The sequence below is a fragment of the Streptomyces prunicolor genome, from assembly GCF_045162825.1.
In the GTDB taxonomy this organism is placed as follows: Bacteria; Actinomycetota; Actinomycetes; order Streptomycetales; family Streptomycetaceae; genus Streptomyces; species Streptomyces prunicolor.
This window is the reverse complement of the sequence record NZ_CP108676.1, coordinates 6166455-6191736: the sequence shown is the minus strand read 5'-3', so window position 1 is coordinate 6191736 and position 25282 is coordinate 6166455. Positions and strand designations below refer to the sequence as shown.

The 25282-nt window shown below is 69.6% G+C and carries 22 protein-coding genes; 7 read left to right on the top strand and 15 right to left on the bottom strand.

All coding sequences use genetic code 11. From position 1 onward, the window contains the following. Window positions 1-17: 17 nt before the first annotated feature. Window positions 18-599 carry a M23 family metallopeptidase gene (locus OG588_RS28440; RefSeq protein ID WP_266860446.1) on the bottom strand — a complete coding sequence of 194 codons (582 nt, stop codon included), beginning with the start codon at window positions 597-599 and terminating at the stop codon, window positions 18-20. Between the two features lie 382 nt (window positions 600-981). Here OG588_RS28440 and OG588_RS28435 point away from each other — a divergent pair, with 382 nt between their 5' ends. From OG588_RS28435 to OG588_RS28425, 3 genes are all read left to right on the top strand, one after another. After that, window positions 982-4152, top strand: a complete 3171-nt coding sequence (locus OG588_RS28435) for an NACHT domain-containing protein (RefSeq protein WP_405949765.1) — start codon at window positions 982-984, stop codon at window positions 4150-4152. A gap of 121 nt (window positions 4153-4273) precedes the next feature. After that, the gene (locus tag OG588_RS28430) at window positions 4274-4891 is read left to right on the top strand and encodes an HAD family acid phosphatase (RefSeq protein ID WP_405949764.1); all 618 of its coding nucleotides are present in this window, start codon (window positions 4274-4276) and stop codon (window positions 4889-4891) included. A 47-nt stretch (window positions 4892-4938) separates the two neighbouring features. Further along, complete coding sequence (locus OG588_RS28425) at window positions 4939-7977, top strand: NACHT domain-containing protein (RefSeq protein ID WP_405949763.1); 3039 nt, start codon at window positions 4939-4941, stop codon at window positions 7975-7977. A gap of 78 nt (window positions 7978-8055) precedes the next feature. Here OG588_RS28425 and OG588_RS28420 read toward each other — a convergent pair whose 3' ends face one another. Further along, entirely contained in the window at window positions 8056-10584 is a 2529-nt protein-coding gene (locus tag OG588_RS28420; RefSeq protein WP_019064247.1) for an ATP-dependent Clp protease ATP-binding subunit, read from the bottom strand. A 442-nt stretch (window positions 10585-11026) separates the two neighbouring features. Between OG588_RS28420 and OG588_RS28415 the strand changes: the two genes are divergently transcribed. Continuing rightward, on the top strand, window positions 11027-11644 hold the full coding sequence (locus OG588_RS28415; protein WP_405949762.1) for an SCO3374 family protein: 618 nt from the start codon (window positions 11027-11029) through the stop codon (window positions 11642-11644). Here OG588_RS28415 and OG588_RS28410 read toward each other — a convergent pair. The 10 genes from OG588_RS28410 to OG588_RS28365 form a co-directional block, all read right to left on the bottom strand. Beyond that, entirely contained in the window at window positions 11623-11958 is a 336-nt protein-coding gene (locus OG588_RS28410) for an Lsr2 family protein (RefSeq protein WP_019064249.1), read from the bottom strand. The two genes, OG588_RS28415 and OG588_RS28410, sit on opposite strands and share 22 nt — an antisense overlap. Window positions 11959-12182: 224 nt before the next feature. Then, window positions 12183-12716, bottom strand: a complete 534-nt coding sequence (locus OG588_RS28405) for an amino-acid N-acetyltransferase (protein ID WP_019064250.1) — start codon at window positions 12714-12716, stop codon at window positions 12183-12185. A gap of 9 nt (window positions 12717-12725) precedes the next feature. After that, window positions 12726-13115, bottom strand: a complete 390-nt coding sequence (locus OG588_RS28400) for a BlaI/MecI/CopY family transcriptional regulator (protein WP_019064251.1) — start codon at window positions 13113-13115, stop codon at window positions 12726-12728. 170 nt (window positions 13116-13285) lie between these two features. Then, window positions 13286-13465, bottom strand: coding sequence for a hypothetical protein (locus tag OG588_RS28395; RefSeq protein WP_393032051.1), 180 nt, complete (start codon window positions 13463-13465; stop codon window positions 13286-13288). Between the two features lie 48 nt (window positions 13466-13513). Beyond that, window positions 13514-14161 carry a hypothetical protein gene (locus OG588_RS28390; protein ID WP_405953236.1) on the bottom strand — a complete coding sequence of 216 codons (648 nt, stop codon included), beginning with the start codon at window positions 14159-14161 and terminating at the stop codon, window positions 13514-13516. A 377-nt stretch (window positions 14162-14538) separates the two neighbouring features. Continuing rightward, window positions 14539-15336, bottom strand: coding sequence for a type III pantothenate kinase (locus tag OG588_RS28385; protein WP_200680630.1), 798 nt, complete (start codon window positions 15334-15336; stop codon window positions 14539-14541). 2 nt (window positions 15337-15338) lie between these two features. Beyond that, a complete protein-coding gene (gene nadC / locus OG588_RS28380) occupies window positions 15339-16316 on the bottom strand; it encodes a carboxylating nicotinate-nucleotide diphosphorylase (protein WP_405949761.1) in 978 nt (325 codons plus the stop codon). Window positions 16317-16321: 5 nt separating this feature from the next. Continuing rightward, on the bottom strand, window positions 16322-18040 hold the full coding sequence (locus tag OG588_RS28375; RefSeq protein ID WP_405949760.1) for an L-aspartate oxidase: 1719 nt from the start codon (window positions 18038-18040) through the stop codon (window positions 16322-16324). Beyond that, a complete protein-coding gene (gene panC, locus OG588_RS28370; protein WP_405949759.1) occupies window positions 18037-19044 on the bottom strand; it encodes a pantoate--beta-alanine ligase in 1008 nt (335 codons plus the stop codon). Before panC ends, OG588_RS28375 begins: the two co-directional genes overlap by 4 nt. Then, entirely contained in the window at window positions 19041-19961 is a 921-nt protein-coding gene (locus OG588_RS28365) for a DUF2520 domain-containing protein (RefSeq protein WP_366098424.1), read from the bottom strand. Before OG588_RS28365 ends, panC begins: the two co-directional genes overlap by 4 nt. A gap of 185 nt (window positions 19962-20146) precedes the next feature. Between OG588_RS28365 and OG588_RS28360 the strand changes: the two genes are divergently transcribed. Further along, on the top strand, window positions 20147-21364 hold the full coding sequence (locus tag OG588_RS28360) for a threonine aldolase family protein (protein WP_405949758.1): 1218 nt from the start codon (window positions 20147-20149) through the stop codon (window positions 21362-21364). Between the two features lie 75 nt (window positions 21365-21439). On the opposite strand, the gene OG588_RS28355 is transcribed toward OG588_RS28360, so the two are convergent. Continuing rightward, entirely contained in the window at window positions 21440-21769 is a 330-nt protein-coding gene (locus OG588_RS28355) for a hypothetical protein (RefSeq protein ID WP_405949757.1), read from the bottom strand. Window positions 21770-21795: 26 nt separating this feature from the next. Between OG588_RS28355 and OG588_RS28350 the strand changes: the two genes are divergently transcribed. Both OG588_RS28350 and OG588_RS28345 read left to right on the top strand, forming a co-directional pair. Further along, complete coding sequence (locus OG588_RS28350) at window positions 21796-21945, top strand: hypothetical protein (protein WP_405949756.1); 150 nt, start codon at window positions 21796-21798, stop codon at window positions 21943-21945. A gap of 106 nt (window positions 21946-22051) precedes the next feature. After that, on the top strand, window positions 22052-23164 hold the full coding sequence (locus OG588_RS28345; protein ID WP_405949755.1) for a DUF5937 family protein: 1113 nt from the start codon (window positions 22052-22054) through the stop codon (window positions 23162-23164). Window positions 23165-23229: 65 nt separating this feature from the next. Here the strand turns inward: OG588_RS28345 and OG588_RS28340 are convergent, their stop codons facing one another. Beyond that, window positions 23230-23901 carry a response regulator transcription factor gene (locus OG588_RS28340; protein WP_366098428.1) on the bottom strand — a complete coding sequence of 224 codons (672 nt, stop codon included), beginning with the start codon at window positions 23899-23901 and terminating at the stop codon, window positions 23230-23232. A 125-nt stretch (window positions 23902-24026) separates the two neighbouring features. Then, a complete protein-coding gene (locus OG588_RS28335) occupies window positions 24027-25232 on the bottom strand; it encodes a sensor histidine kinase (protein WP_405949754.1) in 1206 nt (401 codons plus the stop codon). Between the last annotated feature and the right edge of the window lie 50 nt (window positions 25233-25282).

Below are 25282 nucleotides of genomic sequence, written 5' to 3'. Positions count from 1 at the left end.
GGACAGACCTACGGGTCCTAGACGGACACACCCTTGCCGCGCAGGAACGCGACCGGGTCTATGGCCGAGCCGTAGTTGGCGGTCGTACGGATCTCGAAGTGCAGGTGGGGGCCGCTGGAGTTGCCGGTGTTGCCGGACCGGGCGATGTGCTGCCCGGTGCTGACGACCTGGCCGACCTTCACGTCGATGCGCGAGAGGTGGGCGTACTGGGAGTACGTGCCGTTGCCGTGCTTGATGACGATGGCGTTGCCGTACGCGGCACCGTCACCGGCGCCGTTGCCGCCGGCCTTGACGACGGTCCCGCCGTGCGCGGCGACGACGTTGGTACCGCTGGCCACGGCGAAGTCCTGCCCGCTGTGGGTGGACTGCCACATACCGCCGGCCTGGGCAAAGCTCGCGGAGAGCGTGTACTTCTTCACCGGGTCGACCCAGGAGGCGGCGACCTTCGCACTGACGGCCTTGGGCGCGACGGCCGAGGAGGCAGCGCTCGCGACCCCGGTGCCCAGCACGGCGGTGGCTCCCAGTCCGACGGCCAGGACGGCCACCCGGGTGCGGAGCGAAGACGTACGGGAAGAGCGGGACGTGGCGCGCTGGAACATCGGAACCTCACGGGGGACGGGGACAGAAAAACCACCCGGCACACATACGGCCGCCGGATGGCACGTTCCTTGGTAACCCCGGACCCCACGGACCCCCAAACCCCCCCTTCTACGACGGAACCTAGTACTTCACCCCAAAACTTCACGCTTCTTGACAGAGTGCCCATGCATCCCGATTCAGCCCCCTGGAGGGCGAAATCGGTCATTCGGTTCCACGAATCTCAAGAAAAAAGTCCCTTTTGCCCTGATCGAGGCGTACGACTACCTCCCCTAGTAGGGGGCGATTCGCCTGTGCGGCTTGTCACCGGCGGGGGCGATCACCGGTACGGGGAATGTGACCGGGACTACCCTGAACCTTCAGCCGAGGGGGAGGGGGACGGCTGTGGACCCGTCAGTAGTCGGTACGAAGTTGGCCGCCGGACTCGTCACACCACTGGTACGCAAACTGTTCGTGTCCGAGGGCCCCGGCGCGGGCCTGGTGGAGCGGCCGGTACGGCTGTCCGCGCTGGTGTCCTTCAAGGGCGAGAAGCGAACCCTCGGCGAGAAGGAGTTACGCAAGCTCGTCCGCGAACTGGTGCACCGCGCGGCCCGCGAAACACGTGAGGCGCCCCTGGACACGGCCGAACTGGAAGCGGTGTCCGACGCCCTCGAACGGACCCTGCACGCCCTAGGCGACCTGGACCTGGACGACGTACAGGCCGTACGCCTGGGCCACGAAGAACTGGCCGCGAGGCTGTCCGCACAAGCAGGAACCAAGGCTCTCCTACGACACCTCAGCGCAGACTCGGCCGCCCTGTTCGGCCATCTCCTGGACAGCGCCTGTCTGCACATCCTGCACTTCTTCACTCAGCGGTCGGCCTTCGTGGCCCGCACCCTCGTCGCCCAGAGCCGCCGCCTCGACGAACTGATCACCCGCACCGACCTCCTCCTCGAACGCCTGACGTCCCGCACGGCACAGGACGCGGACTTCGAGGAGCACTACACGCGGTACATCGCGTCGAAGCACAGCAGCCTGACCATCTACGGCATCGATCTCAACGAATCCTGCGACTGGCCCCTGGACACGGCGTACCTGAGCCTGGAGGCGACGCGGGACGCGGAGCGCGAGGTCCGGGTGCTGCCACCGGACGATCTGCTCGCGCTGGGCGTGGACACGAACGTCATGCTCTCCGAACGCCGGCTGCCGTCCACCCCGCAGCCCGTCGAACAGGCGCTGGCCGGCCACGAGCGCGTCCTGCTGCGCGGGGTCGCCGGCTCCGGCAAGACCACGCTCGTCCAGTGGCTCGCCATCACCACCGCCCGCCAGGAACGGCTCACCGGTCAACTCACCCACCTGATGGGCCGGTTGCCGCTCGTCCTCCCCCTCCGCACGCTCACCCGGGGCGGCGCCCGACTGCCCGTCGCCGACGACTTCCTGCGCGCGGTGAGCTGCCCGCTCGCCGGCTCCCAGCCGCCCGGCTGGGCGGACCGGGTGCTGACGGCAGGCCGCGGACTCCTGCTGGTGGACGGAATCGACGAGGTCCCGGAACAGGAACGTGCCCGTACCCGACGCTGGTTGGCCGACCTCATCACCGCGTTCCCGGGCAACCTGTGGCTGGTCACCTCGCGCCCCTCCGCCGTACGGACCGACTGGCTCGGCGGCGACGACTTCACCGAACTGACCCTCTCCCCCATGAGCCGCGACAACATCGCGGTCTTCGTCCACCGCTGGCACGAGGCGGCGGGCGCCGGTCCGATGATGGCCGAAGCCCTGCTCACCGCGACCCGCACCAAACAGGACCTGGGCCGCCTCGCCACCAACCCCCTGATGTGCGCCCTGATCTGCGCCCTCCACCGCGAACGCCGAGGCTTCCTGCCCCGCGGCCGCAAGGCCCTCTACGACGCGGCCCTCTCGATGCTGCTGGAACGCCGGGACCGGGAACGCGAGTTGACGGTGGAGCTGGACGAGGAGTCCCAGGTCGAGTTGCTCCAACGCCTCGCGTACTGGCTGATCCGCAACGGCCGCGCCGAAATGGACCGCACGGACGCCCTCAACCAACTGGAACGCCTGCTGCCTTCGATGCCGTACGTCTCCGCGCAGGGTTCGCCGGAGGAGATCCTGCGCCAACTACTGGACCGCTCAGGCCTGTTGCGCGAACCGGCGGCGGGAGCGGTGGACTTCGTCCATCGCACGTTCCAGGACTATCTGGGGGCGCGGGCCGCCGTGGAGGAACGGGACTTCGACGTACTCGTCGAGCATGCGCATCTCGACCAGTGGGAGGACGTCGTCCGGATGGCCGTGGCCCATGCCCGGCCGGATGAACGGGCGCGGATTTTAAGGGGGTTGGTGGGGAGAGGGGACCGGGAGGAAGAGTTCCGGAGACGCCTTCATTTGCTGGCCATGGCTTGTCTGGAACATGCGGCGAAGTTGGATCCGGCGGTGCGGGATCAAGTTGAGCGCCGGGCCGGTGAGTTGATTCCGCCGCGGAATGCCTACGAGGCGGAGAAACTGGCCGAGTTGGGGCCGATCGTCCTGGAGTTGCTGCCGGGACCGGAGAACCTGACCGACGACCAGACGGCAAGCTACGTCGTCCTCACCGCGTGCCTGATCGGTGGGGATTCCGCACTGCCGTTCCTGGTCCGGTACCGGGACAGCGACAGCCGGTCGGTGCTCCAACAATTGGGCTCCTACTGGGACAGGTTCGACACCGAGACGTATGCGAGCGAGATCGTCCAGCACCTCCTCGGAACCCCGGGGATATCCATCCTGGTCCGTTCACCCGAAGAACTCGGGGCGCTGAGCCGTCTGGGAGGACATGCCTACGTCGAACTGCATGGCAACTTCAGCCGTGATCAGATCGTGGCCGCCCTGGACAAACAGCAACTCAAAAGGCTGGCTCTGAGGCACAACTCCGTGGTCGCCGACCTGAGTTTCCTGAGTGGCTATCAGCGCCTTCGCTCCATCTCCCTCGAAGACTGCCCTGAAATCAGCTCTCTCGCCCCGCTGGCGCACATGACCTTGGAGGGGTTGTTCCTGGTCGATCTGCCGGGAATCTCGGACCTGACCTCTCTGCGTGAACTCACCCAGCTCACCCAGCTCAGCCTGAGTGGGGGAGCGAAATGGCAGGGGCTCGACGTCCTGTCACCTGCGGCACCGCTGGAGAGTCTCTTCCTCCCCCGGAATGCCCACGGCCTGAGCGCACTCACGCGTTATCCGCAGCTGTATCAACTCGGGTTGAACCTCGACACACCGCTCACCCGGAACGACTGGCAGGCCGTCACAGGCCTGGAGAACCTGCTGATCCTGACGTTGAGCGCCGCGGAACTCACCGCTCTCGCAACCGACGGAGTCTCTCTGGAGACCGTGCAGAACCTCTACACCACAGGACAGTCACCAGATCTGCGAGCCACCGTCGCGGTCTTCCCCTGGCTGCTCACCCTGTCCGTCACCGTCGCCGAAGAACTCGACCTCACCCCGCTCGCTTCCCACCCCACCCTCCGGCAGGTGAGCACCCCACCCACCTGCCGCCTCCTCAACGCCGACAAACTCCCCGCCACGATCCAACTCAACTGACGCAAGCCTCTATACACCTACCGTCCAGTAACCCTACGGTTCCCCTCACGCCACCCTCGCCCGCGACCATGCCATCTGCAGCAACCGGCAGCGCACAGACGTGAGAGGAACCCCCACCCCCATGACGAGACGACGCCCCTGGGCCCGCCGTACCGCCACCGTCGCAGTGACCGCGACCGCCCTCGCGACGCTGACCCTCCCCGCGGAAGCCGCGACAACGGCAAGCACCACCGCCGCGACCGCCACCGTCGACTACGACACCTGGCAGGCGGACTGCCAGACGGTGATGAACGAGGCCCTGCCCTACCTGAAGCAGCGCATCGCGGCCACCAAGCCGGGCGAGAAGCAGGCGATCGTCTTCGACATCGACAACACCACCCTGGAGACGGACTTCGGCTTCAGCTGGCCGCAGCCCGCCAACAAGCCGGTCCTCGCGGTCGCCAAGTACGCCCAGGAGCACGGGGTTTCGCTGTTCTTCGTCACGGCCCGCCCCGGCATCATCTACCTGCCGACCGAGTACAACCTCGAACACGACGGCTACGACGTCGACGGCCTCTACGTGCGCGGCCTCCTGGACCTCTTCAAGGACGTCGCCGACTACAAGACGGCCCAGCGCACCGCGATCGAGAACAAGGGCTACACGATCATCGCGAACATCGGCAACAGCGCCACCGACCTGTCGGGCGGCCACGCCGAGAAGACCTTCAAACTGCCGGACTACGACGGCCAGTTGTCGTGACCCGTTAGGCTCCGTCCGTTCGCTCGACGACGGGGGTGAGGCGGCGGATGGAACCCGCGGTACTCGGTGGCAAGTTGGCGTCAAGCCTGATCACACCGCTGCTGAAGAAACTGTTCGTGCCCGACGCCCCCGGCGCGGGCCTGGTCGACAAACCGGTCCGCCTTTCCTCCCTCGTCTCCTTCAAGGGCGAGAAACGCACCCTGACGGAGAAGGACGTCCACAAGCTCGCCGCCCACCTGGTCGCGCGGGCGGTGGACTCCCCCGGCGAGGCCCCCTTCCCACCCGACGAACAGACCGCCGTGGCCGACGCGTTGGCCCGCCGCCTGCTCGCCCTGGGCAACCTGGACATGGACGATGTCCAGGCCGTACGCCTCGGACACCGGGAACTGGCCCGGCAGTTGGAGTACGGCGCCCCGGCCCCCGACGGACTCTCCACCGACGCCCGCCACTTCCTCGGAAACGCCACCGAGTGGGCCTGCCTCCAGATCCTGGAGTTCTTCACCCGCCGCTCCACGTTCGTGGCCCGCACCCTCGTCGAACAGACCCGCACCCAGGCCGAACTGATCGCCCGCGTCGACGAGTTGATCGCCCGCAGCCCCCGCCCCGGTTCCCAGGACCGCGCCTTCGAACGCCGCTACCTCCCGTACGTCGCCGAGCGCCACAACCACATCACCATCTACGGCATCGACCTCCGCGACTCTCCGGACCGCTGGCCCTTGGAGGTGGCGTACCTCAGCCTGGAAGCAGCGGAGACGGAGGAACGGCAGCTCCCCGACGAACACCCGGGTGCCGACTTCACTGTCCAACTCCCGGCCGAGGACGCCCTGTCGACCCACGACCGGGTGCTGCTGCGCGGCGACGCGGGTTCCGGCAAGACGACGCTGGTGCAGTGGCTCGCGGTGACGGCGGCGAGGGACGGCGACCGCATCCCGTACGTCCTCCCGTTGCGCACCCTCATCCGAGCCGGCCAACTCCCGTCCCCCGAAGCCTTCCTGTCCTCCACCGGCTGCCCCCACACCCCACCCGAGGGCTGGACGGAACGCGTCCTGACCGCCGGCCGCGCCCTGGTCCTCGTCGACGGCCTGGACGAGATCCCGTCCGCCGACCGCAACCGCACCCGCGACTGGCTCCAGTCCCTGATCCGAGCCTTCCCGGGCAACCGCTGGCTCCTCACCTCCCGCCCCAGCGCGGTCCGCCCCGACTGGCTGGCCGGGGAGGGCTTCCGCGAACTGACCCTGGTCCCGATGCGCCGCTCCGAGGTGAAGACCTTCGTCGAGCGCTGGCATACGGCGGCACAGGCCCCGGAGTACGAGGGCCCGCTTCTCGACTCCCTGCGCACGAAACGGGACTTGGCGCGGCTCGCCACGAACCCCCTGATGTGCGGCCTGATCTGCGCCCTCCACCGCGAACGCCGGGGCTATCTCCCCACGGGCCGCAAGGAGTTGTACGACGCGGCTCTGACGATGCTGCTGGCCCGCCGGGACCGGGAGCGGGGCATGGGCGCGCTGGAGGGAGCGGAACTGGGCGAGGAGGCTCAGCTGGAGATCCTCCAACGCCTCGCGTATGCCCTGGTGTTGAGCGGCCGCACGGAGATGGACCAGGAGACAGCGGAGGGAATCGTTGAACGATGCCTGCCCACGGTCGCCGGGCAGGGCGACGCCAGGACGGTACTACGGGACCTTCTGCTGAGAAGCGGCCTGCTCCGCCAACCCGCCGACGGCGTCGTCGACTTCGTCCACCGCACCTTCCAGGACTACCTGGGCGCGCGGTACGCGGTGGAGGAGGGCCACCTCGACGTCCTCACCAGCCGCGCGGACGACACCCAGTGGGAGGACGTCATCCGCATGGCAGTGGCCCACGCCCGGCCGCGCGAACGAGTCGTGGTGCTACGGCAGTTGCTGGCCCGGGAGGACCCTCGGCTGACGCTGCTGGCACTGGTCTGCCTGGAGCATGCGACAGCACTGGATCCAGCGGTACGAGCCGAGGTCGAAAGCCGTTCGGCCGCGCTGATCCCACCGCGCACCACGGCGGACGCGCACACGCTGGCGGATGCCGGGCCGCTGGTTCTGGAGTTGCTGCCAGGACCCGAGGGGCTGACGAACGACGAGGCCCGATGCGTCACGGTCACCGCCTCGATCCTGGGTGGGCAGGAACCCGAGGGCGCGATGGCGGTACTGCGGCGCTTCCGCGACCATCCATCCTTCGACGTACGGCGTCAACTCGCGGGCACCTGGGACCGGTTCGACACCCGCGAGTACGCGGTCGAGGTACTCGACCATCTGGTCCGGGACGATCTCTTCGTACGTTGCTCATCGCCCGAACAGCTGGCGGCACTGCGACTGATGCGCCCTTGGCGCAGGTTGACGATCAACGGATCACCCGACCTCGGCGAGGTCATCGATGCCGTCCCTGATCTGGACGTGGTCGACCTCCTGAGCCTTGAGCACCACACCACCATGTCCACTCTGGACGCGGTGCCGGCCTTCCGGTCGCTGAGCGCATTGTGGCTGCAGGACTGCTTCGGTGTCCGGGATCTCGGCTGCTTGTCCGAACTGCCTCTCACGGACCTGGCGTTCAACCGCATCGCCGATCCGTCGGGCCTGCCGGCTCTGCGCGGGCTCACCCGGCTCTCCCTGGACCAGCCGTTCGAGGGCGATCGCCTTTCCGACCATCTGCCCTTGGACGCACCCCTGGAGTACCTGTTCCTGGGCCAGGAAACACTGGCCACGACCGGTTTGCGCGGTCTGGAAGGCTGGCCGACACTCACCTCGCTCAGCCTCGGCAGGCCGTCCGCCGTCATGGGCGCCGTGGACTGGGGGCAAGTGGAACGCCTGCCCATCCTGCGGAACCTCGTCCTGAACACGTCCCTCAACCACTACGCCCTGGAATTCATGCCGGAACTTCCCTCCGTCGAGTCCCTCTCCGTTCCCTCCCAGCGCACGGGCGACAAGTACTTCCGCATCCTCGCCTCCCGCCTCCCGGGCCTGCGGACGATCACCCTCAAGACGTCAGGCAGAAGGGGTGTCCCCCTCGACTCCTACGCCGAATTCTTCCCCAACGCCCAAGTAACCGACGACCGCCTCTAACCGCACCGGACAAGCAAAAGGGGCCGGTGCCCAAAAGCACCGACCCCTTCCCAACCGTAAAACCCAAACCGCTGAGCCTTACGCCTCCTTGCTCAAATTCGGACCCGCGCCACCAGCGGCGGCATCCTCGATCGGCGGAACATCCGGCAGCGCCGACTTCTCCTCACCCCGGAAGGTGAAGGTCTTCGCGTCGCCCTCGCCCTCGACATCCACGACCACGATGTGACCGGGACGCAGCTCGCCGAAGAGGATCTTCTCCGAGAGGGTGTCCTCGATCTCGCGCTGGATCGTGCGCCGCAGCGGACGCGCGCCCAGCACCGGGTCGTAACCCTTCTTGGAGAGGAGCTCCTTCGCGGCCGAGGAGAGCTCGATGCCCATGTCCCGGTCCTTGAGGCGCTCGTCCACCTTGCCGACCATCAGGTCGACGATCTTGAGGATGTCCTCCTGCGTGAGCTGCGGGAAGACGACGACGTCGTCGACACGGTTGAGGAACTCGGGGCGGAAGTGCTGCTTGAGCTCGTCCGAGACCTTGTTCTTCATGCGCTCGTAGTTGGACTTCGTGTCACCCGTGGCCGCGAAGCCCAGGTTGAAGCCCTTCGAGATGTCACGGGTTCCAAGGTTGGTCGTCATGATGATGACCGTGTTCTTGAAGTCCACGACCCGGCCCTGGGAGTCGGTCAGGCGACCGTCCTCCAGGATCTGGAGAAGGCTGTTGAAGATGTCCGGGTGGGCCTTCTCGACCTCGTCGAAGAGGACGACCGAGAACGGCTTGCGACGGACCTTCTCCGTGAGCTGGCCGCCCTCTTCGTAGCCCACGTATCCGGGGGGCGAACCGAAGAGCCGCGACACCGTGTGCTTCTCGCTGAACTCCGACATGTCGAGGGAGATCAGCGCGTCCTCGTCACCGAAGAGGAACTCGGCGAGGGCCTTGGACAGCTCGGTCTTACCGACACCGGACGGGCCGGCGAAGATGAACGAACCACCGGGACGCTTCGGGTCCTTGAGGCCCGCACGCGTACGACGGATCGCCTTCGAGAGCGCCTTGACGGCGTCCTTCTGGCCGATGACCCGCTTGTGGAGCTCGTCCTCCATGCGGAGGAGCCGGGAGGACTCTTCCTCGGTGAGCTTGAAGACCGGGATGCCGGTGGCGGTCGCGAGGACCTCGGCGATCAGCTCGCCGTCGACCTCGGCGACGACGTCCATGTCGCCGGCCTTCCACTCCTTCTCCCGCTTGGCCTTGGCGGCCAGGAGCTGCTTCTCCTTGTCGCGGAGGGAGGCGGCCTTCTCGAAGTCCTGCGAGTCGATCGCGGACTCCTTGTCGCGGCGGACGCCGGCGATCTTCTCGTCGAACTCGCGCAGGTCCGGCGGCGCGGTCATCCGGCGGATGCGCATCCGGGAACCGGCCTCGTCGATCAGGTCGATCGCCTTGTCCGGGAGGAAGCGGTCCGAGATGTACCGGTCGGCCAGCGTGGCGGCCTGCACGAGGGCCTCGTCCGTGATGGAGACACGGTGGTGCGCCTCGTAGCGGTCGCGCAGACCCTTGAGGATCTCGATGGTGTGCGGCAGGGACGGCTCCGCGACCTGGATGGGCTGGAAGCGGCGCTCAAGAGCGGCGTCCTTCTCCAGGTGCTTGCGGTACTCGTCCAGGGTCGTCGCACCGATGGTCTGCAGCTCACCGCGGGCCAGCATCGGCTTCAGGATCGAAGCGGCGTCGATGGCACCCTCGGCGGCACCCGCACCGACCAGCGTGTGCAGCTCGTCGATGAACAGGATGATGTCGCCGCGGGTGCGGATCTCCTTGAGGACCTTCTTCAGGCGCTCCTCGAAGTCACCGCGGTAGCGGGAGCCGGCGACCAGCGCGCCGAGGTCCAGGGTGTAGAGGTGCTTGTCCTTGAGGGTCTCGGGCACCTCGCCCTTGACGATGGCCTGGGCGAGGCCCTCGACGACGGCGGTCTTGCCGACGCCGGGCTCACCGATCAGGACCGGGTTGTTCTTGGTGCGGCGGGACAGCACCTGCATGACCCGCTCGATCTCCTTCTCGCGCCCGATGACCGGGTCGAGCTTGGACTCACGAGCGGCCTGGGTGAGGTTCCGGCCGAACTGGTCGAGGACCAGGGACGTCGAGGGGGTGCCCTCCGCAGGGCCGCCGGCGGTGGCGGTCTCCTTGCCCTGGTAACCGGAGAGCAGCTGGATCACCTGCTGCCGCACACGGTTGAGATCAGCGCCCAGCTTGACCAGGACCTGGGCGGCGACGCCCTCGCCCTCACGGATCAGGCCGAGCAGGATGTGCTCCGTGCCGATGTAGTTGTGGCCCAGCTGAAGGGCCTCGCGGAGCGACAGCTCCAGGACCTTCTTGGCTCGGGGAGTGAAGGGGATGTGGCCGGACGGAGCCTGCTGGCCCTGTCCGATGATCTCCTCAACCTGCTGGCGGACCGCCTCAAGCGAAATGCCGAGGCTCTCCAGGGCCTTTGCGGCGACACCCTCACCCTCGTGGATCAGGCCCAGGAGGATGTGCTCGGTGCCGATGTAGTTGTGGTTGAGCATCCGGGCTTCTTCCTGAGCCAGGACGACAACCCGCCGCGCGCGGTCGGTGAACCTCTCGAACATCGTTAATCGCTCCTCAGAGCGGTCAGGCAGTAAGGGGACGCTCCCCTCCCTGTCCTTCCGCAGCTTAGTCCCGCAAGCGGGGACCGCTCATTCCAACTGCCGACACCGGACCGAGAACCAACACTGCCTCCTGAACCGTAACGCCGACATCTGCTCCAACCTGATGGTGCGAGACGATGTTCCCGCAGGCCAGGCAGTTACCCTCACCATGAGTACGCCGATGGCGAACGTGAGACGCCCTTTTCTGCGTGTCGCCCCCTCCCACTAGGGATTGTCTTACCCGCACGGACTGACACTCCATGCCGTTCGCACTGGTTCCCTCCGCTACGGGCGAACAACGTTGCGCCGCGCCGCACCTCCGAAGGCCCCCTTTTCCGGCACCCAGCGCATCGACCGGACCACCCAGCGTAACTCCCGGCCCGCTTCGGCGGTTGCTCTTGGCATGGTTCGCACAGTCCCCCCTCTCAACACCGTCCCGCTCCCCCGACGCCCACTCGATCCGGACGACCGACAGCGGGACTGGTACGAGAACGAACTGGGGTGGCGCACGGTGCCCGGAGAGCCGCTACGGCTCGTCACGGGCCTGCGCTTCGACGTCCTGGACGTGCCGGTCGAGGCCGGAATCGCGGCGCTGTGGCGGCTGGGACCCAGCTCTCCGGTGGCCGTACGGGGCGACCGGATGCGGCTGCTGGTGGCCGCAGGCAGCGCGGAGGAACTCCCGGGGCTGCTGGACTGGCTGGAGTGGGGCGCTCTGGCGCCGACGCTGGATCTGGTGGCCCTCGGCGCGGACGGGCACATGGAGGCGCCGCCGTTCCCCGGAGCGAGGCCGATGAAGGGGGACCCACTCCCCGCAGGCAGCGCTCGTCCCTTGCAGGGGGCCGCCGTATGGCTGCGACCCCCCGAGCCGGGGTGCGAGGTCGAGGCCTCGCTGCCGACAATGCCGGCCGTGGGGGGCGTGGGGGACGCCCCTGATCTCGTACGACTTGTGGACACGGTGGCCACACAGTGCCACCGGGTACGGCTGCGGCGCTCGTGCGCTCAGCCGTTGGCCTTCTCGTAGGCCTCGCGAATGGCCGCGGGAACACGACCGCGGTCGTTGACGTCGTGACCGTTCTCCTTGGCCCACGCGCGGATCTGCGCGGTGTCCTGGCTGCCACCGGAAGCGACGCGCGCCTTTCCGCGACCACCCGAAGCGCGGCCACCGGTACGGCGCCCACCCTTCACGTAAGCCTCGAGAAGTCCACGGAGCTTGTCCGCATTCGCGGTGGTGAGATCGATCTCGTACGTCTTGCCGTCCAGCGCGAACGTCACCGTCTCGTCCGCCTCGCCGCCGTCGAGGTCATCGACAAGAAGGACCTGAACCTTCTGTGCCACCGGATTTCCTTTCATCGATTACTTGCGGGTCTGGGGTCTGCGGCGTCCGCCGTTTCGCCGTCCCCTGTTATATGCAGTACTGCACTACGTCGGAAAGCAAACCGCTTTTGCTGGAAAAACACAAACCCCTGGGAGAGTCCGAGTGACCTCCCCCGTCCAGAAAGATGCGCGTTTCGGACATAGGGAACCTGGGCAGGGCGACCCGACCGAATTGAGGGTCGCGATCACAGATGCAGAAGCATCCGACTGTTGCCCAAGGTGTTCGGTTTCACTCGTTCGAGCCCGAGGAACTCCGCCACACCCTCGTCATAGGAACGCAACAGCTCCGCGTAGACATCGGTGTCGACGGGTGTCTCACCGATCTCCACGAAGCCGTGCTTCGAGAAGAAGTCCACTTCGAAGGTGAGACAGAAAACGCGACGAACGCCTAGCCAGCGAGCCGTGTGCAGCAACTTCTCCAGCAACTGATGACCTACACCGGCACCCTTCAAGCCCGGCTTCACCGCGAGAGTGCGGACTTCCGCGAGGTCTTCCCACATGACATGCAGTGCCCCACAGCCGACGACCTCGGCGTTGTCGTCCCGTTCGGCGACCCAGAACTCCTGGATGTCCTCGTAAAGAGTCACCGTCGCTTTGTCGAGCAGGATGCGACCGCGGACGTAGGCGTCAAGGAGTCGGCGCACCGCCTCGACATCGCCGGTCCTGGCCCGCCGGACGGTGATGGCTTTCGCGGTGACTTCGGGGTGCTCTGCTGACATGAGCGGACGCTATCGCCCGCCACCGGAGGGCGCGGAGCCGGGGTTCTGGACGCCATCCGCGGGTTCGGGTGTTTCCGGTCCCTGGACGATGCGTACGGCACTGCGCAGGGCCTCACGCTGTTCGTCGCTCATCATCCCGAAGAACGCGACGAGAGCGGCGGCGGGGTTGTCGCTCTGCGACCAGGCGTCGTTCATCAGTGCCGCTGAGTAGGCGGCTCGTGTGGAGACCGCCTCATATCGATACGCCCGGCCTTCCGCCTCACGACGCACCCAGCCCTTCTGATGGAGATTGTCCAAAACGGTCATCACCGTGGTGTACGCGATCGACCGTTCCTGCTGAAGGTCTTCCAGGACTTCTCGAACGGTCACCGGGCGGTTCCACTTCCACACCCGCGTCATGACCGAGTCTTCGAGTTCTCCCAATGGGCGAGGCACAGCTCAGAACCATAGTGGAAAAGGCACAAAAAGGGCGTACGACTCGGAAAGCACGCGCACGCGTGCGGGAGTCGTACGCCCTTGAAGGCGCTGTCCGAAGACGCCGCCTGAAGACGCCGCCGAAAGGGGAAGGTTCAGGCGTCGGTGGTCGACGTGGTCTGGCGGGCGCTCTCCGCGCGCGCGATGGCGGCGTCGACGGCCGCGTCCTCCTTGGCCTTCATGGCCCCGCCCTGGGTCTTCACGATGACCCGGATCAGTCCGATGAAGAACACGGCCATGACGACCGGGGGCACGAGCGCGGAGACATAGTCCATGCCGTCCAGAGTAGTCACGGGCCCGAAGGAGGACGGGGTGGGGTCGGTTCAGCCGGCGGCGAGTTGCTGCGGCGGGTTCGCGGGAGGTGATGCCGGTTTGCGCCGGGGGAAGACCTCGCCCGGGGTGGGGATGGGCCGGGACGGCTTCGGCGCCGCGGGCACGGGCGTGGGCGCCGGCCGCTCCACGGGCTTGCGTACGGGCTCCTTGGCGTCCTCCCCGACCGGTTCTCCGTCGGCCGCACGAAAGCCGCCGGAGAGGCCTCCAGGGAGCGCCAGCAGGCGGATGCGCGAGGCGGGGACGGTCGGGGCGGGCAGGGCGGTCGTCCGGCGGGCCAGGCGCGCGCGTACGTCCTGCTCGGCGAGGGCGAGGCAGCGGTCCAGGAGAGCGGCCGCCGCCGGGTTCCCGCGCAGCGCCCGCAGCGCGGAGAGATCGTCGACATCCGGGCGGTACCCGGCGCCGAGCGCCTCCTCCAGGAGCGTGAGGTAACCGGCGGTGGTGCCGGGCAGGGCGGCGCGGTACCGAGCGAGGTCGGCGACCAGGAAGGCACGCAGCCGAACCCCCTCCCTTACCGCTTCGTCGAGCGATTCGGCGAGCCGGAGACAGTCCTTGACGTCCTCGGCCGAGGCGGTTCGGGGCTGGAGGGCGAGGGCGAGAGCGCGACGGAGCACACGCAGCTCCTCCGCACCGAACGCCATGCCGCCGCGGGATCCGTATGGCGTGGGCATGCGGCGACGATACGCGCTAATCAGACAAATTCGACATAGGGGGTGGGTGTGGCGCGAGCTTTTCGCCCGGCGGACGGGCGGCGGCGTCGCTAAGCCGCGCGCGGGGCAGGCGCATTGCGGCGCGGCACTACGGCTCTGTCGAGTGCGACGGTGCCCTCCTGCGGGCGGAAGCAGCTGGGGCTCCTTGTAGACGCGTGCCCGAGCGACGCCTACGGGGCGGGGTGTCGGCCCGGCGGTCTACGGCCCGCTCGCGCACGCGGCACCAGCACCTCGTGGGCGCGCCTGAGCGACGCCCGCGCGCGGGCGGGGCGCCGCCCGGCAGCCTCATCCCTCACCCCGGCGCCACCTCACATCCGCGAGACGTTCCGCTCGTACACCAGCCGCAGGCCGATCAGTGTCAGCCAGGGCTCGTGCTCGTCGATGACCGAGGCCTCGCCCAGGACCATCGGGGCCAGGCCGCCGGTCGCGATGACGGTGACGTCCTCCGGGTCGTCCGCCAGTTCCTTGGCCATGCGGGTGACGACGCCGTCGACCTGGCCGGCGAACCCGTAGACGATGCCCGACTGCATCGCCTCGACGGTGTTCTTGCCGATCACGCTGCGCGGCCTGGCCACCTCGATCTTGCGGAGCTGAGCGCCCTTGACGCCGAGTGCCTCGACCGAGATCTCGATACCGGGGGCGATGACTCCGCCGATGTACTCCCCGCGCGCGGAGACCGCGTCGAACGTGGTCGCCGTACCGAAGTCGACGACGATCGCGGGGCCGCCGTAGAGCTCGACCGCGGCGACCGCGTTGATGATGCGGTCCGCGCCGACCTCCTTGGGGTTGTCGGTGAGGATCGGGACGCCCGTCTTGACGCCGGGCTCGACCAGGACGGCGGGCACGTCGCCGTAGTAGCGGCGGGTGACCTCGCGCAGTTCGTGCAGGACGGACGGGACGGTGGCGCAGATCGCGATGCCGTCGATGCCGTCGCCCAGCTCCTCTCCGAGGAGGGGGTGCATGCCCATCAGGCCCTGGAGGAGTACGGCGAGTTCGTCGGCGGTGCGGCGCGCGTCCGTGGAGATGCGCCAGTGCTCGATGATCTCCTCGCCGTCGAACAGGCCGAGGACGGTGTGCGTGTTGCCCACGTCGATCGTGAGGAGCATGACTACTGCGCCTCACGGAGGTCGAGGCCGATGTCCAGGATCGGCGCGGAGTGGGTCAGGGCGCCTACGGCGAGGTAGTCCACCCCGGTGTCGGCGTACACCTTGGCGTTGTCCAGGGTGAGCCGGCCCGAGGCCTCCAGAGCGGCGCGGCCGTGGACGACACCGACGGCCTCGGCGCACTCACCGGGCGTGAAGTTGTCCAGGAGGATCAGGTCGGCGCCTGCGTCCAGGACCTCGTGGAGCTGGTGCAGGGTGTCGACCTCGACCTCGATCGCCACGTCCGGGAAGGCCTCCCGTACGGCCTTGAAGGCCTGGGCTACGCCACCCGCGGCGACCACGTGGTTGTCCTTGACGAGGGCCGCGTCCGAGAGGGACATGCGGTGATTGACGCCACCGCCGCAGCGGACCGCGTACTTCTCCAGGGAGCGCAGCCCCGGCGTCGTCTTGCGCGTGTCGCGGACCTTCGCCTTCGTGCCCTCCAGGGCATCGGCCCACGCGCGCGTGGCGGTCGCGATACCGGAGAGGCGGCACAGGATGTTGAGCGCGCTGCGCTCGGCGGTCAGCAGGTCACGCGTGCGCGTGGTGACCGACAGGAGCTTCTGTCCGGCCTCCACGCGGTCGCCGTCCTCGACGTGCCGCTCGACCTCGAACTCGTCGGTGCAGACCACGGAGACCACCGCTTCGGCGACCCTGAGGCCCGCCACGACACCGGCCTCGCGCGCGGTGAAGTCGGCGGTGGCGACGGCCTCTTCGGGGATGGTCGCCACCGTCGTCACGTCGACGCCGCCGGCCAGGTCCTCCTGGAGGGCGACATTGGCGATGTCCTCGACCTCCAGGGGGTCGAGTCCGGCGTCGGCCAGCAGCTCGGCGAGCGCGGGGTCGAGGCCGCACTCCATGTACTCCGCGTCGGCGCCCTCTCCACAGGCACAGCCGTCGCCGCAGCCACCGCTGTCGGCGAGGGGAAGATCGTGGGTGCTCACTTCTGTCACTGCTCCTGGGGACGGTGCTGCCGGGTCGGGGGGAAGTCTGCGGTGTCCGTGGTGTGTACGGCCAGCGTGCGGTCCGGATTCAGCCGTACGACGGTGTGGCGGCGCCATGCGCTGTCGTCGCGCTCGGCGTGGTCCTCGCGCCAGTGGCAGCCCCGGGTCTCCTCGCGCCGGGCGGCTGCGGTGACCAGGACGCGGGCGACGCACAGGAGGTTGGTGGCCTCCCAGGTGTCGACGCCGGGCTCGGCGGTCTTGCCGTTCTCATCCAGGGCGTCGCGGGCGTCGGTGTGCAGCTGCTGTAGTTGTCCTGCGGCCCTGGCGAGGGAGTCGGCGGAGCGCAGGACGCCCGCGCCCTCGGTCATGATCCGCTGGATCGCGAACCGGGTCTCCGGGGCGAGCAGCGGGTGCGCGGGCTTCTGGGGGTGCGGGACCGGCTCGGGCACACGCGCGTGGAGGGCGTTCTCGGCCTGGTTCCCGGTGATGTCGGCGACGATCCGCTCGGCGTAGACGAGGCCTTCGAGGAGGGAGTTGGAGGCGAGCCGGTTCGCGCCGTGCACGCCCGTGCAGGCGACCTCGCCGCACGCGTACAGGCCGGGGACGGTCGTATGGCCCCGTGAGTCGGTGCGGACGCCTCCGGAGGCGTAGTGGGCGGCCGGGGCGACCGGGACGGGCTCGGTGACCGGGTCGATGCCGTGGCTGCGGCAGGCGGCGAGGATCGTCGGGAAGCGGTGCTCCCACATGGCGGCGCCGAAGTGCCGGGCGTCCAGGAACATGTGCTCGGCGTCCTGCTCCAGCATCCGCCGCGTGATGCCCTTGGCGACGACGTCCCGGGGCGCGAGCTCGGCCAGTTCGTGCTGGCCCACCATGAAGCGCACGCCGTCGGCGTCGACCAGGTGGGCGCCCTCACCGCGCACCGCCTCGGAGACGAGGGGCTGCTGGCCCTCCGCGTCGGCACCGAGGAACAGCACGGTCGGGTGGAACTGCACGAACTCCAGGTCGGAGACCTCGGCACCCGCGCGGAGGGCGAGTGCGACCCCGTCACCCGTCGACACGGACGGGTTGGTGGTCGCCGAGAAGACCTGCCCCATGCCGCCGGTCGCGAGGACCACGGCGGGCGCGTGCACCGCGCCCACACCGTCGTGCTGGCCCTCGCCCATGACGTGCAGGGTGACGCCCGCCGTACGGCCTTCGGCGTCGGTCAGGAGGTCCAGCACGAGCGCGTTCTCGATCGTGCGCAGGCCACGCGCGTGCACGGCCTCGACGAGCGCCCGGGAGACCTCCGCGCCGGTCGCGTCGCCGCCCGCGTGCGCGATGCGGCGCCGGTGGTGGCCGCCCTCGCGGGCCAGCTCCAGTCCTCCTTCGGAGGACTCGTCGAAGTGGGCGCCGGTCTCGATGAGCCGTCGTACGGCGTCGGGGCCCTCGGTGACGAGGATCCGTACGGCCTCCTCGTCGCACAGGCCCACGCCGGCCACCAGGGTGTCGTCCAGGTGCTGTTCGGGCGTGTCGCCCTCCCCCAGGGCCGCGGCGATACCGCCCTGTGCCCAGCGGGTGGAGCCGTCGTCGAGGCGGGCCTTGGTGACGACGACCGTCCGCAGCCCGGCCGCCTCGCAGCGCAGGGCCGCGGTCAGACCGGCCACTCCGGAGCCGACGACCACCACGTCCGCGTCGATGGACCACCCGGGGGCGGGTGCGTGCAGTCGTATGCCTGTGCTGGTCACGAGGCGGCTCCGAGGGTTCCGAAAGCGAGTGGGATGTTGTCGATCAGCCGGGTCGTCCCGACCCGGGCGGCGACGGCGAGGACGGCCTCCCCGGTGAAGTCCTCGTCGACGTCCGTGAAGTCGGAGGGGTCGACCAGGGCGAGGTAGTCCAGGGCGAGCGGCGGGTCCAGGCGGGCGGCGTCGTCGAGGACCAGGCGGGCGGCGGCGCGGACGGAGGCCGGGTTGCCGGGGCCGGGGGCGGCCTTGGCGACGGCGTGCGCGTCGGCCGCCGCGCGGGACTCCCCTATGGCGCTGAGCGCCTCGGCACGCGCGTGCGTGGCGGGCACTTCGCGGGCCCGCGCGCGGAGCGCCTCCTGGGCGGCGTGCCGGTCGCGGCCCGCGAACAGGGCCTGGGAGAGGGCGAGCGCGGTGCGCCGCTCCCGGGGGGACAGATAGCGGTTGCGGCTGGAGAGGGCCAGGCCGTCGGCCTCGCGCACGGTCGGCACGCCGACGATGTCCATGCCGAAGTTCAGGTCGCGCACCATGCGGCGGATCAGGGCGAGCTGCTGGGCGTCCTTCTGGCCGAACAGGGCGGCGTCGGGGCGGGTGAGGTGCAGCAGCTTGGCGACGACGGTGAGCATGCCGTCGAAGTGGCCGGGGCGGACCGCGCCCTCCAGGCGTTCGCCCATGGGGCCTGCCGAGATGCGCACCTGGGGTTCGCCGCCGGGGTAGACCTCGTCCACGGAGGGGGCGAACACGACGTCCGCGCCCGCCTGTTCGGCGATCTTGAGGTCGGCGTCCAGGGTGCGCGGGTAGCGGTCGAGGTCCTCGCCCTTGCCGAACTGCAGGGGGTTCACGAAGACGGTGACCACGACCTCGCCGTCCGGTCCGGCGATCTCACGGGCCGTGCGGACCAGCGTGGCGTGGCCCTCGTGCAGGGCGCCCATCGTCATCACGACGGCTCGGCGACCCGTACGCGTGCGTGCGTGGAGTTCGTCGGCGGTGCGCAGCAGGGTGGTGGTCATCCGGCATCTCCCTCGGTGCCGTTGGCGAGCACTCCGAGGAGGTCCTCGGCGAGTTCCGGCTTCAGCAGCCCGTGGGCCAGGGCCCGGTCGGCGGTCGCGCGGGCCATCGCCAGATAGCCGGCGACGGTCTGCGGGGCGTGCTTGCGCAGCTCGGTGACATGCGCGGCGACGGTGCCTGCGTCCCCGCGCGCGACGGGGCCGGTGAGCGCCGCGTCGCCGGAGCGCAGGGCGTTGTCCAGGGCGGCGCCCAGCAGCGGGCCGAGCATCCGGTCGGGGGCCTCGACGCCGGCCGTGCGCAGCAGCTCCATGGACTCGGCGACCAGGGTCACCAGGTGGTTGGCGCCCAGCGCGAGGGCCGCGTGATAGAGCGGGCGGCTCTCCTCGGCGATCCACTCGGGCTCGCCACCCATCTCGATCACCAGGGCCTCGGCGGCCAGCCGCAGCTCCTCGGGCGCGGTGACCCCGAAGGAGCACCCGGCGAGCCGCTGCACGTCCACAGGAGTGCCCGTGAACGTCATCGCGGGGTGCAGGGCCAGGGGCAGCGCGCCGACCCGCAGAGCGGGGTCCAGGACCTTCGCGCCGTATCGCCCGGAGGTGTGCACGAGCAGCTGCCCGGGGCGTACGGCCCCGGTGTCGGCGAGGCCCTCCACGAGCCCGGGCAGGGCGTCGTCCGGGACGGTCAACAGCACCAGGTCGGAGCGCTCCAGGACCTGCGCGGGCGTGACGACCGGCACGTCCGGGAGCAGCAGCGCGGCCCGTCGCCTGGACGCCTCGGACACCCCGGAGACGGCCACCGGGCGGTGCCCGGCCAGTTGGAGCGAGGCGGCCAGCGCGGGGCCCACCCGGCCGGCGCCGACAACACCGACGGCGAGCCGCGCGGGGCGGTCCTTGGGCTCTGGCTGTTGGAATGTACTCACGCGACGGCGGCCTTCCCGTTCCAGTCCGCTCCGGGTACCGGACGATTTCTCGTCATGTTAACGCGATCGGTTCGAGGGGCGTCCGGTTGTCCACAGGCTGTGGGTTGTCGCACAGTCGTGCCGTGCGGGAAAGCCTGGGGAAATCCGGGTGCTCCCGCGGACCCGCGCCAGGCATCATCCGGGGCATGAGCGATACGGCGGACCAGGACGTGGATCAGGCGGAGCAGGGCGAACAGGGAGCGGAGCGGACAACCGAAGAGGAACGCCTCCTGGCGCGCCGCAAACGGCGCCTCGGCGCGAACCGGAACGCGGAGCGCACCCTCGCCCGCCTCGGCTTCCTGGGCACGCTCAGAGAACGGCTCGCCTTCCTTCAGGAGGCCGCCGAGCTGTACGACCTGGACGAGACGTCCGACATGTACGGCGGCGGCATAGGAGAGACCCTGGAGAAGCGGGTCGCCGAACTGCTCGGCAAGGAGGCCGCGGCCTTCTTCCCCACGGGCACGATGGCCCAGCAGGTCGCCCTGCGCTGCTGGGCGGGCCGTACCGGCAACCCGACCGTCGCCCTGCATCCGCTGGCCCACCCCGAAGTGCACGAAGGGGACGCGTTCAGCCAGGTCAGCGGGTTGCGTCCGGTCCACGTGACGAGCGAACCCCGCCAACCGACCGCCGCCGAAGTCCGTGACTTCCCGGAGCCCTTCGGGACGCTGATGCTCGAACTGCCCCTCCGGGACGCCGGTTTCCTGCTGCCCTCCTGGGAGGAACTCTCCGCTGCCGTCGGGGCCGCGCGCGAACGCGACGCGGTGGTCCACTTCGACGGCGCCCGCCTGTGGGAGTCCACCTCCCACTTCGGCCGCCCGCTCGACGAGATCGCCGACCTCGCCGACAGCGTCTACGTGTCGTTCTACAAGTCCCTCGAAGGCCTCGGCGGCGCCGCGCTCGTCGGCCCGAAGACCCTCATCGACGAGGCGAAGACCTGGCGGCACCGTTACGGGGGCATGGTCTTCCAGCAGTTCCCCACCGCGCTGACGGCCCTCGCGGGCCTGGACCGGGAACTGCCCCGGCTGCCCGACTACGTGGCCCACGCGCGCGTGGTCGCCGAGGCACTGCGTGAGGGGTTCGCGGCGGCCGGGGTGCCCTGGATGCGCGTCCACCCCGAGCAGCCGCACACAAACGAGTTCCAGGTCTGGCTGCCGTACGACCCCGACACCGTCGCGGAGGCCGCGATCCGGCAGGCCGAGGAGACGAAGACCGCCCTCTTCTCCAACCCCTGGGACGCGAAGGGCCCGGGCCTGGCGTTCACCGAGGTCTACGTACGGGCCGCCGCCCTGGAGTGGACGGCCGAGGACGTGAAGGCGGCGGTCGCGGACTTCGTGGTCCTGCTCAAGGAGGAGGCGGGCCGCTAAGAGGCAGCGGGGCCGGGTCGGCAGCGGACCACGGGAGCCACCCGCCATGAGGGCGCGCATGGCGGTCGCGGGCTGTCAGCCGGCGGAACGGGAGCACGGGCGGAACGCGAGCACGGGCGGATCGTCCGCAGCCGGCACACGCGCGTTGTCATCCACCGGCGCGCAGGGGCCGACGGCCATGAAAGGCGTGCGGAGCACGAGAAAGCCGCCGGTGGGCGGAACGCGGAACCGGCCGTCAGCGCGGCGGCACACAAAGCTGCGGTACGAGTCGCCGATACGCGCGCGGGCCGACGGCGGCCGGAACGTCGACGCTGATGTCAGCCGGGCGGAACGCAAGTTCAGGTGCCCGTCGTCGGCACGCGCGCGGGCCGTCAGCAAGCAGAACGCGCCCGCGGGTTCAGCCACCGGCCCAGAGCCCGCCGTAGCCGACCATGAGTCGGGCGTTCCGCGACGACCGCGCGGAACTGCCAGTAGCCGCGCAGCTCGCGGGCGGCCTGCCAGTCGTGGGTGCCGGGCGGGGGCGGCGGGGCCTCGCCGAGCCGCTGGGCGCGGTAGGTGTCCAGGAGGTACTGGCTGGGTGACGCTCATGTCTCCAGGCTGCGCCGCCGGCCGGTGGCTGTCGCGTCGATTGACGGGCGCCGTCAAACGAGGGGGGCGTTGTCAGTGGCGGGGTGCACGATTGGGGACATGAGCGTGCACATCGACATCACCGGGCTGCGGCAGGAGCGGATCACCTTCGCGCCCTCACCCCTGGGCGAGCTGTGCATGGCACTGCACGCGATGTCCGAGCCGGGGCACCACCCCGGCCTCCAGGGCTGGGTGACCGGCGTGACCGCGCGGCTCGATCCGCATCTGGCCGACCGGATGTGCGAGGCGGACTTCCTGTGGCGGTCGACGTTCTCCGACCTGTTCGTGCCGTACGCGGGCATCCCGGGCCGCAGCACGCTCCCCGGAGCCACGCTCGCCGAGGAGCTGGACCTGCTGGACAAGCTGACGGACGAGCAGTTCGTGGACGCGGCCATGGAGTTCACCACCTGCGCGACCTCCTACAGCACGGGCGGGCCCGGCCCGCTCACCGACGCCGGGATCCGGCGGCGCGCCCTGGAGCAGGCGGCCGCGCGCGGTCCGCATCAACTGGCTTTCACCGAGCGGCTGTTGGCCGACCCGCCGCGGACCAGGGCCTGGCTGCGGCAGTTCCTGGAGGACTGCGACGAGGCGTTCTTCGCGGAGACCTGGTCCCGGATGCACCACCAACTGGCCACCGACGCCCGCCACAAGACGGACCTCCTGCACCGCAAGGGCCTCGCGGAGGCCCTGACGTCGATGTCCAGCGCGGTGACCCTCGACGAGAGCGCCACCCGCATCACGATCGACAAACTCGGCACCGGCCGTACGGCGACCCAGGACGGCGGCCTCCTCCTGGTGCCCACGACCCTGGGCTGGCCGCATCTGACGGTCCTGTACCGGTACGGCTGGCAGCCCGTCGTGCACTACCCCGTGCTCAACACCCCGAAGATCGCCGCACCGACCTCCCTGGAGCAGCTGAATCTGCGGATGACGGCTCTGTCCCACCCGGTCCGCATGCGCCTGTGCCGCAGCCTGGCCCGCAGCGCGTTCACCACCAGCGAGCTGACCCAGGTGCACGGCATGACCGCCCCCGAGATATCCCGCCACCTCGGCGTCCTGAAGAAGGCCGGCCTGATCACCACCCGCCGCCGCGGCCGCTACGTCCTGCACCAGCTGGACGTCACGATGGTGGCCCGCCTGGGCAGCGACTTCCTGGAGGGCATCCTCAGGTAACCGACCAACCGACCAACCGAGCAGCTAACCGACCTACCGACCAGCCGACCCCGGGCAGCAAACCCTCAGCCGTGCCCGCCGGCCCGCACCAGCCCCGTCTCGTACGCCAGGACGACCACCTGCACCCGGTCCCGCAGGCCGAGCTTGGTCAGGATGCGGCCGACATGGGTCTTCACGGTCGCCTCGGACAGCACCAGGCGGGCCGCGATCTCGCCGTTGGACAGGCCCTGGGCGACGAGGATCATGACCTCGCGCTCGCGCTCGGTGAGCCGCTCCAGCTCCTTGTGCTGGGGCTCCTTGCCGGTGGAGGGCAGCATCGGGGCGAAGCGGTCCAGGAGGCGGCGGGTCGTCGAGGGCGCCACCACGGCGTCGCCGCTGTGCACGGAGCGGATCGCGGTGAGGAGCTCGCCGGGCGGCACGTCCTTGAGCATGAAGCCGGAGGCACCGGCCTTCAGCCCGGAGAAGGCGTACTCGTCGAGGTCGAAGGTGGTCAGGATCAGCACCTTCGGCGGGTTCTCGCCCTGGCAGATGCGGCGGGTGGTCTCCACCCCGTCCAGCTTCGGCATACGGACGTCCATCAGCACCACGTCGACCGCGGTCGCCGCCAGCACCTGAAGGGCCTCGACGCCGTCGCCCGCCTCCGCGACGACCTCCATGTCCGGCTGGGCGGCGAGCACCATCCGGAACCCGGTGCGCAGCAGCACCTGGTCGTCGACGAGCATCACGCGGATCGCCATCGGGTCCTCTTCCGTTCCATCAACAGGATCGTTCAACAATTGGCTCAACAAGTCGTTCGACGACCGGTCGTTCAACAGGTCGTTCAACAATTCCTTACAGGTGTCACTGCTCGGCGTACGAAAGATCAGTGGGTGGGTTTCAGTGGCAGCAGCGCACTGATACGGAAGCCGCCTCCGGGCCGCGGTCCCGCGTCCAGCGTTCCCCCGACCATGCCCACCCGCTCACGCATACCGATCAGACCATGCCCCTGGCCGTCCGCGCCGCCCTCCTCGTAGAGCTCGTGCGGGGCTCCCTTGCCGTCGTCCTCGACGAGCAGCCCGAGGCCGTCGTCGAAGTAGACCAGCCGCACACTGGCGCCCGTGTTCGGGCCGCCGTGCTTGCGGGTGTTGGTGAGCGCCTCCTGGACGATCCGGTACGCCGTCAGCTCGACGCCGCTGGGCAGCGGGCGCGGGGTCCCCTCGACCTTGAAGTCGACGGGCAGTCCGGACGTACGGCACTGCTCGACCAGGTCGTCGATCTGCTCGACGTCCGGCTGCGGCACGTACTCACCGGCCTCCTTGTGCTCGCCGGTGCGCAGCACGCCCAGCAGGCGGCGCATCTCGGCGAGGGCCTGGCGGCCGGTGGAGGAGATCGTCTCCAGGGCCTTCTTCGCCTGGTCCGGCGCCGAGTCGAGGACATAGGCGGCGCCGTCGGCCTGGACCACCATCACCGACACGTTGTGCGCGACCACGTCGTGCAGCTCGCGGGCGATCCGGGCGCGCTCGGCGGCGACCGCGACCTTCGCCTGCGCCTCGCGCTCCTTCTCAAGCCGCGCGGCGCGCTCCTCCAGCTGCGCGAAGTACGCGCGCCGGGTGCGCATCGAGTCGCCGAGCACCCAGGCCAGCGCGAACGGCACCGTCTGGAAGATCGCCAGCGCGACCAGCCCGGCGGAACTGGTGTGCTCCTGGGGCCAGCGGATCTGCGCGAGGGTCGCCGCGGACAGACCGGAGGCCAGGGCGAAGCGGGAGGCCCAGCGGGCGCCGACCGCGGCGACCGTGTAGACGATCACCAGCATGGCGAAGTCGGCCACCACGGGCTCGATGTCGAGGACCAACTGCGCGAGTCCCGTCGCCCCGGCCAAGAGGAGCATCTTCTCCGGCCAGCGGCGGCGCAGCGCGATCGCCACACACATGACGGCGGACGCCGCGATCGCCCCGGCGGCCGTCCCGTGCCGGCCCGACGCGTAGCTGGTACTCGCGATGCTCACGCCGCTCAGCCCCAGCAGGAAGACAGCCCAGAAGGTGTCGACCCATGTCGGGTGTCTGCGGAGGAAGTCATAGAGGCGCTGCACGTAACCCAGCGTAGGGATGCGTGCGGTGTGCCGGGGTCAACCGGAGGATC

Bases quoted from the DNA above. Each gene is read 5' to 3' on its own strand.
- OG588_RS28440 (WP_266860446.1), bottom strand. From the start codon at position 599: ATGTTCCAGCGCGCCACGTCCCGCTCTTCCCGTACGTCTTCGCTCCGC.
- OG588_RS28430 (WP_405949764.1), top strand. From the start codon at position 4,274: ATGACGAGACGACGCCCCTGGGCCCGCCGTACCGCCACCGTCGCAGTG.
- OG588_RS28425 (WP_405949763.1), top strand. From the start codon at position 4,939: ATGGAACCCGCGGTACTCGGTGGCAAGTTGGCGTCAAGCCTGATCACA.
- OG588_RS28420 (WP_019064247.1), bottom strand. From the start codon at position 10,584: ATGTTCGAGAGGTTCACCGACCGCGCGCGGCGGGTTGTCGTCCTGGCT.
- OG588_RS28415 (WP_405949762.1), top strand. From the start codon at position 11,027: ATGGTTCGCACAGTCCCCCCTCTCAACACCGTCCCGCTCCCCCGACGC.
- OG588_RS28405 (WP_019064250.1), bottom strand. From the start codon at position 12,716: ATGTCAGCAGAGCACCCCGAAGTCACCGCGAAAGCCATCACCGTCCGG.
- OG588_RS28400 (WP_019064251.1), bottom strand. From the start codon at position 13,115: ATGACGCGGGTGTGGAAGTGGAACCGCCCGGTGACCGTTCGAGAAGTC.
- OG588_RS28395 (WP_393032051.1), bottom strand. From the start codon at position 13,465: ATGGACTATGTCTCCGCGCTCGTGCCCCCGGTCGTCATGGCCGTGTTC.
- OG588_RS28390 (WP_405953236.1), bottom strand. From the start codon at position 14,161: ATGGCGTTCGGTGCGGAGGAGCTGCGTGTGCTCCGTCGCGCTCTCGCC.
- OG588_RS28385 (WP_200680630.1), bottom strand. From the start codon at position 15,336: ATGCTCCTCACGATCGACGTGGGCAACACGCACACCGTCCTCGGCCTG.
- panC (WP_405949759.1), bottom strand. From the start codon at position 19,044: ATGACCACCACCCTGCTGCGCACCGCCGACGAACTCCACGCACGCACG.
- OG588_RS28360 (WP_405949758.1), top strand. From the start codon at position 20,147: ATGAGCGATACGGCGGACCAGGACGTGGATCAGGCGGAGCAGGGCGAA.
- OG588_RS28350 (WP_405949756.1), top strand. From the start codon at position 21,796: ATGAGTCGGGCGTTCCGCGACGACCGCGCGGAACTGCCAGTAGCCGCG.
- OG588_RS28345 (WP_405949755.1), top strand. From the start codon at position 22,052: ATGAGCGTGCACATCGACATCACCGGGCTGCGGCAGGAGCGGATCACC.
- OG588_RS28340 (WP_366098428.1), bottom strand. From the start codon at position 23,901: ATGGCGATCCGCGTGATGCTCGTCGACGACCAGGTGCTGCTGCGCACC.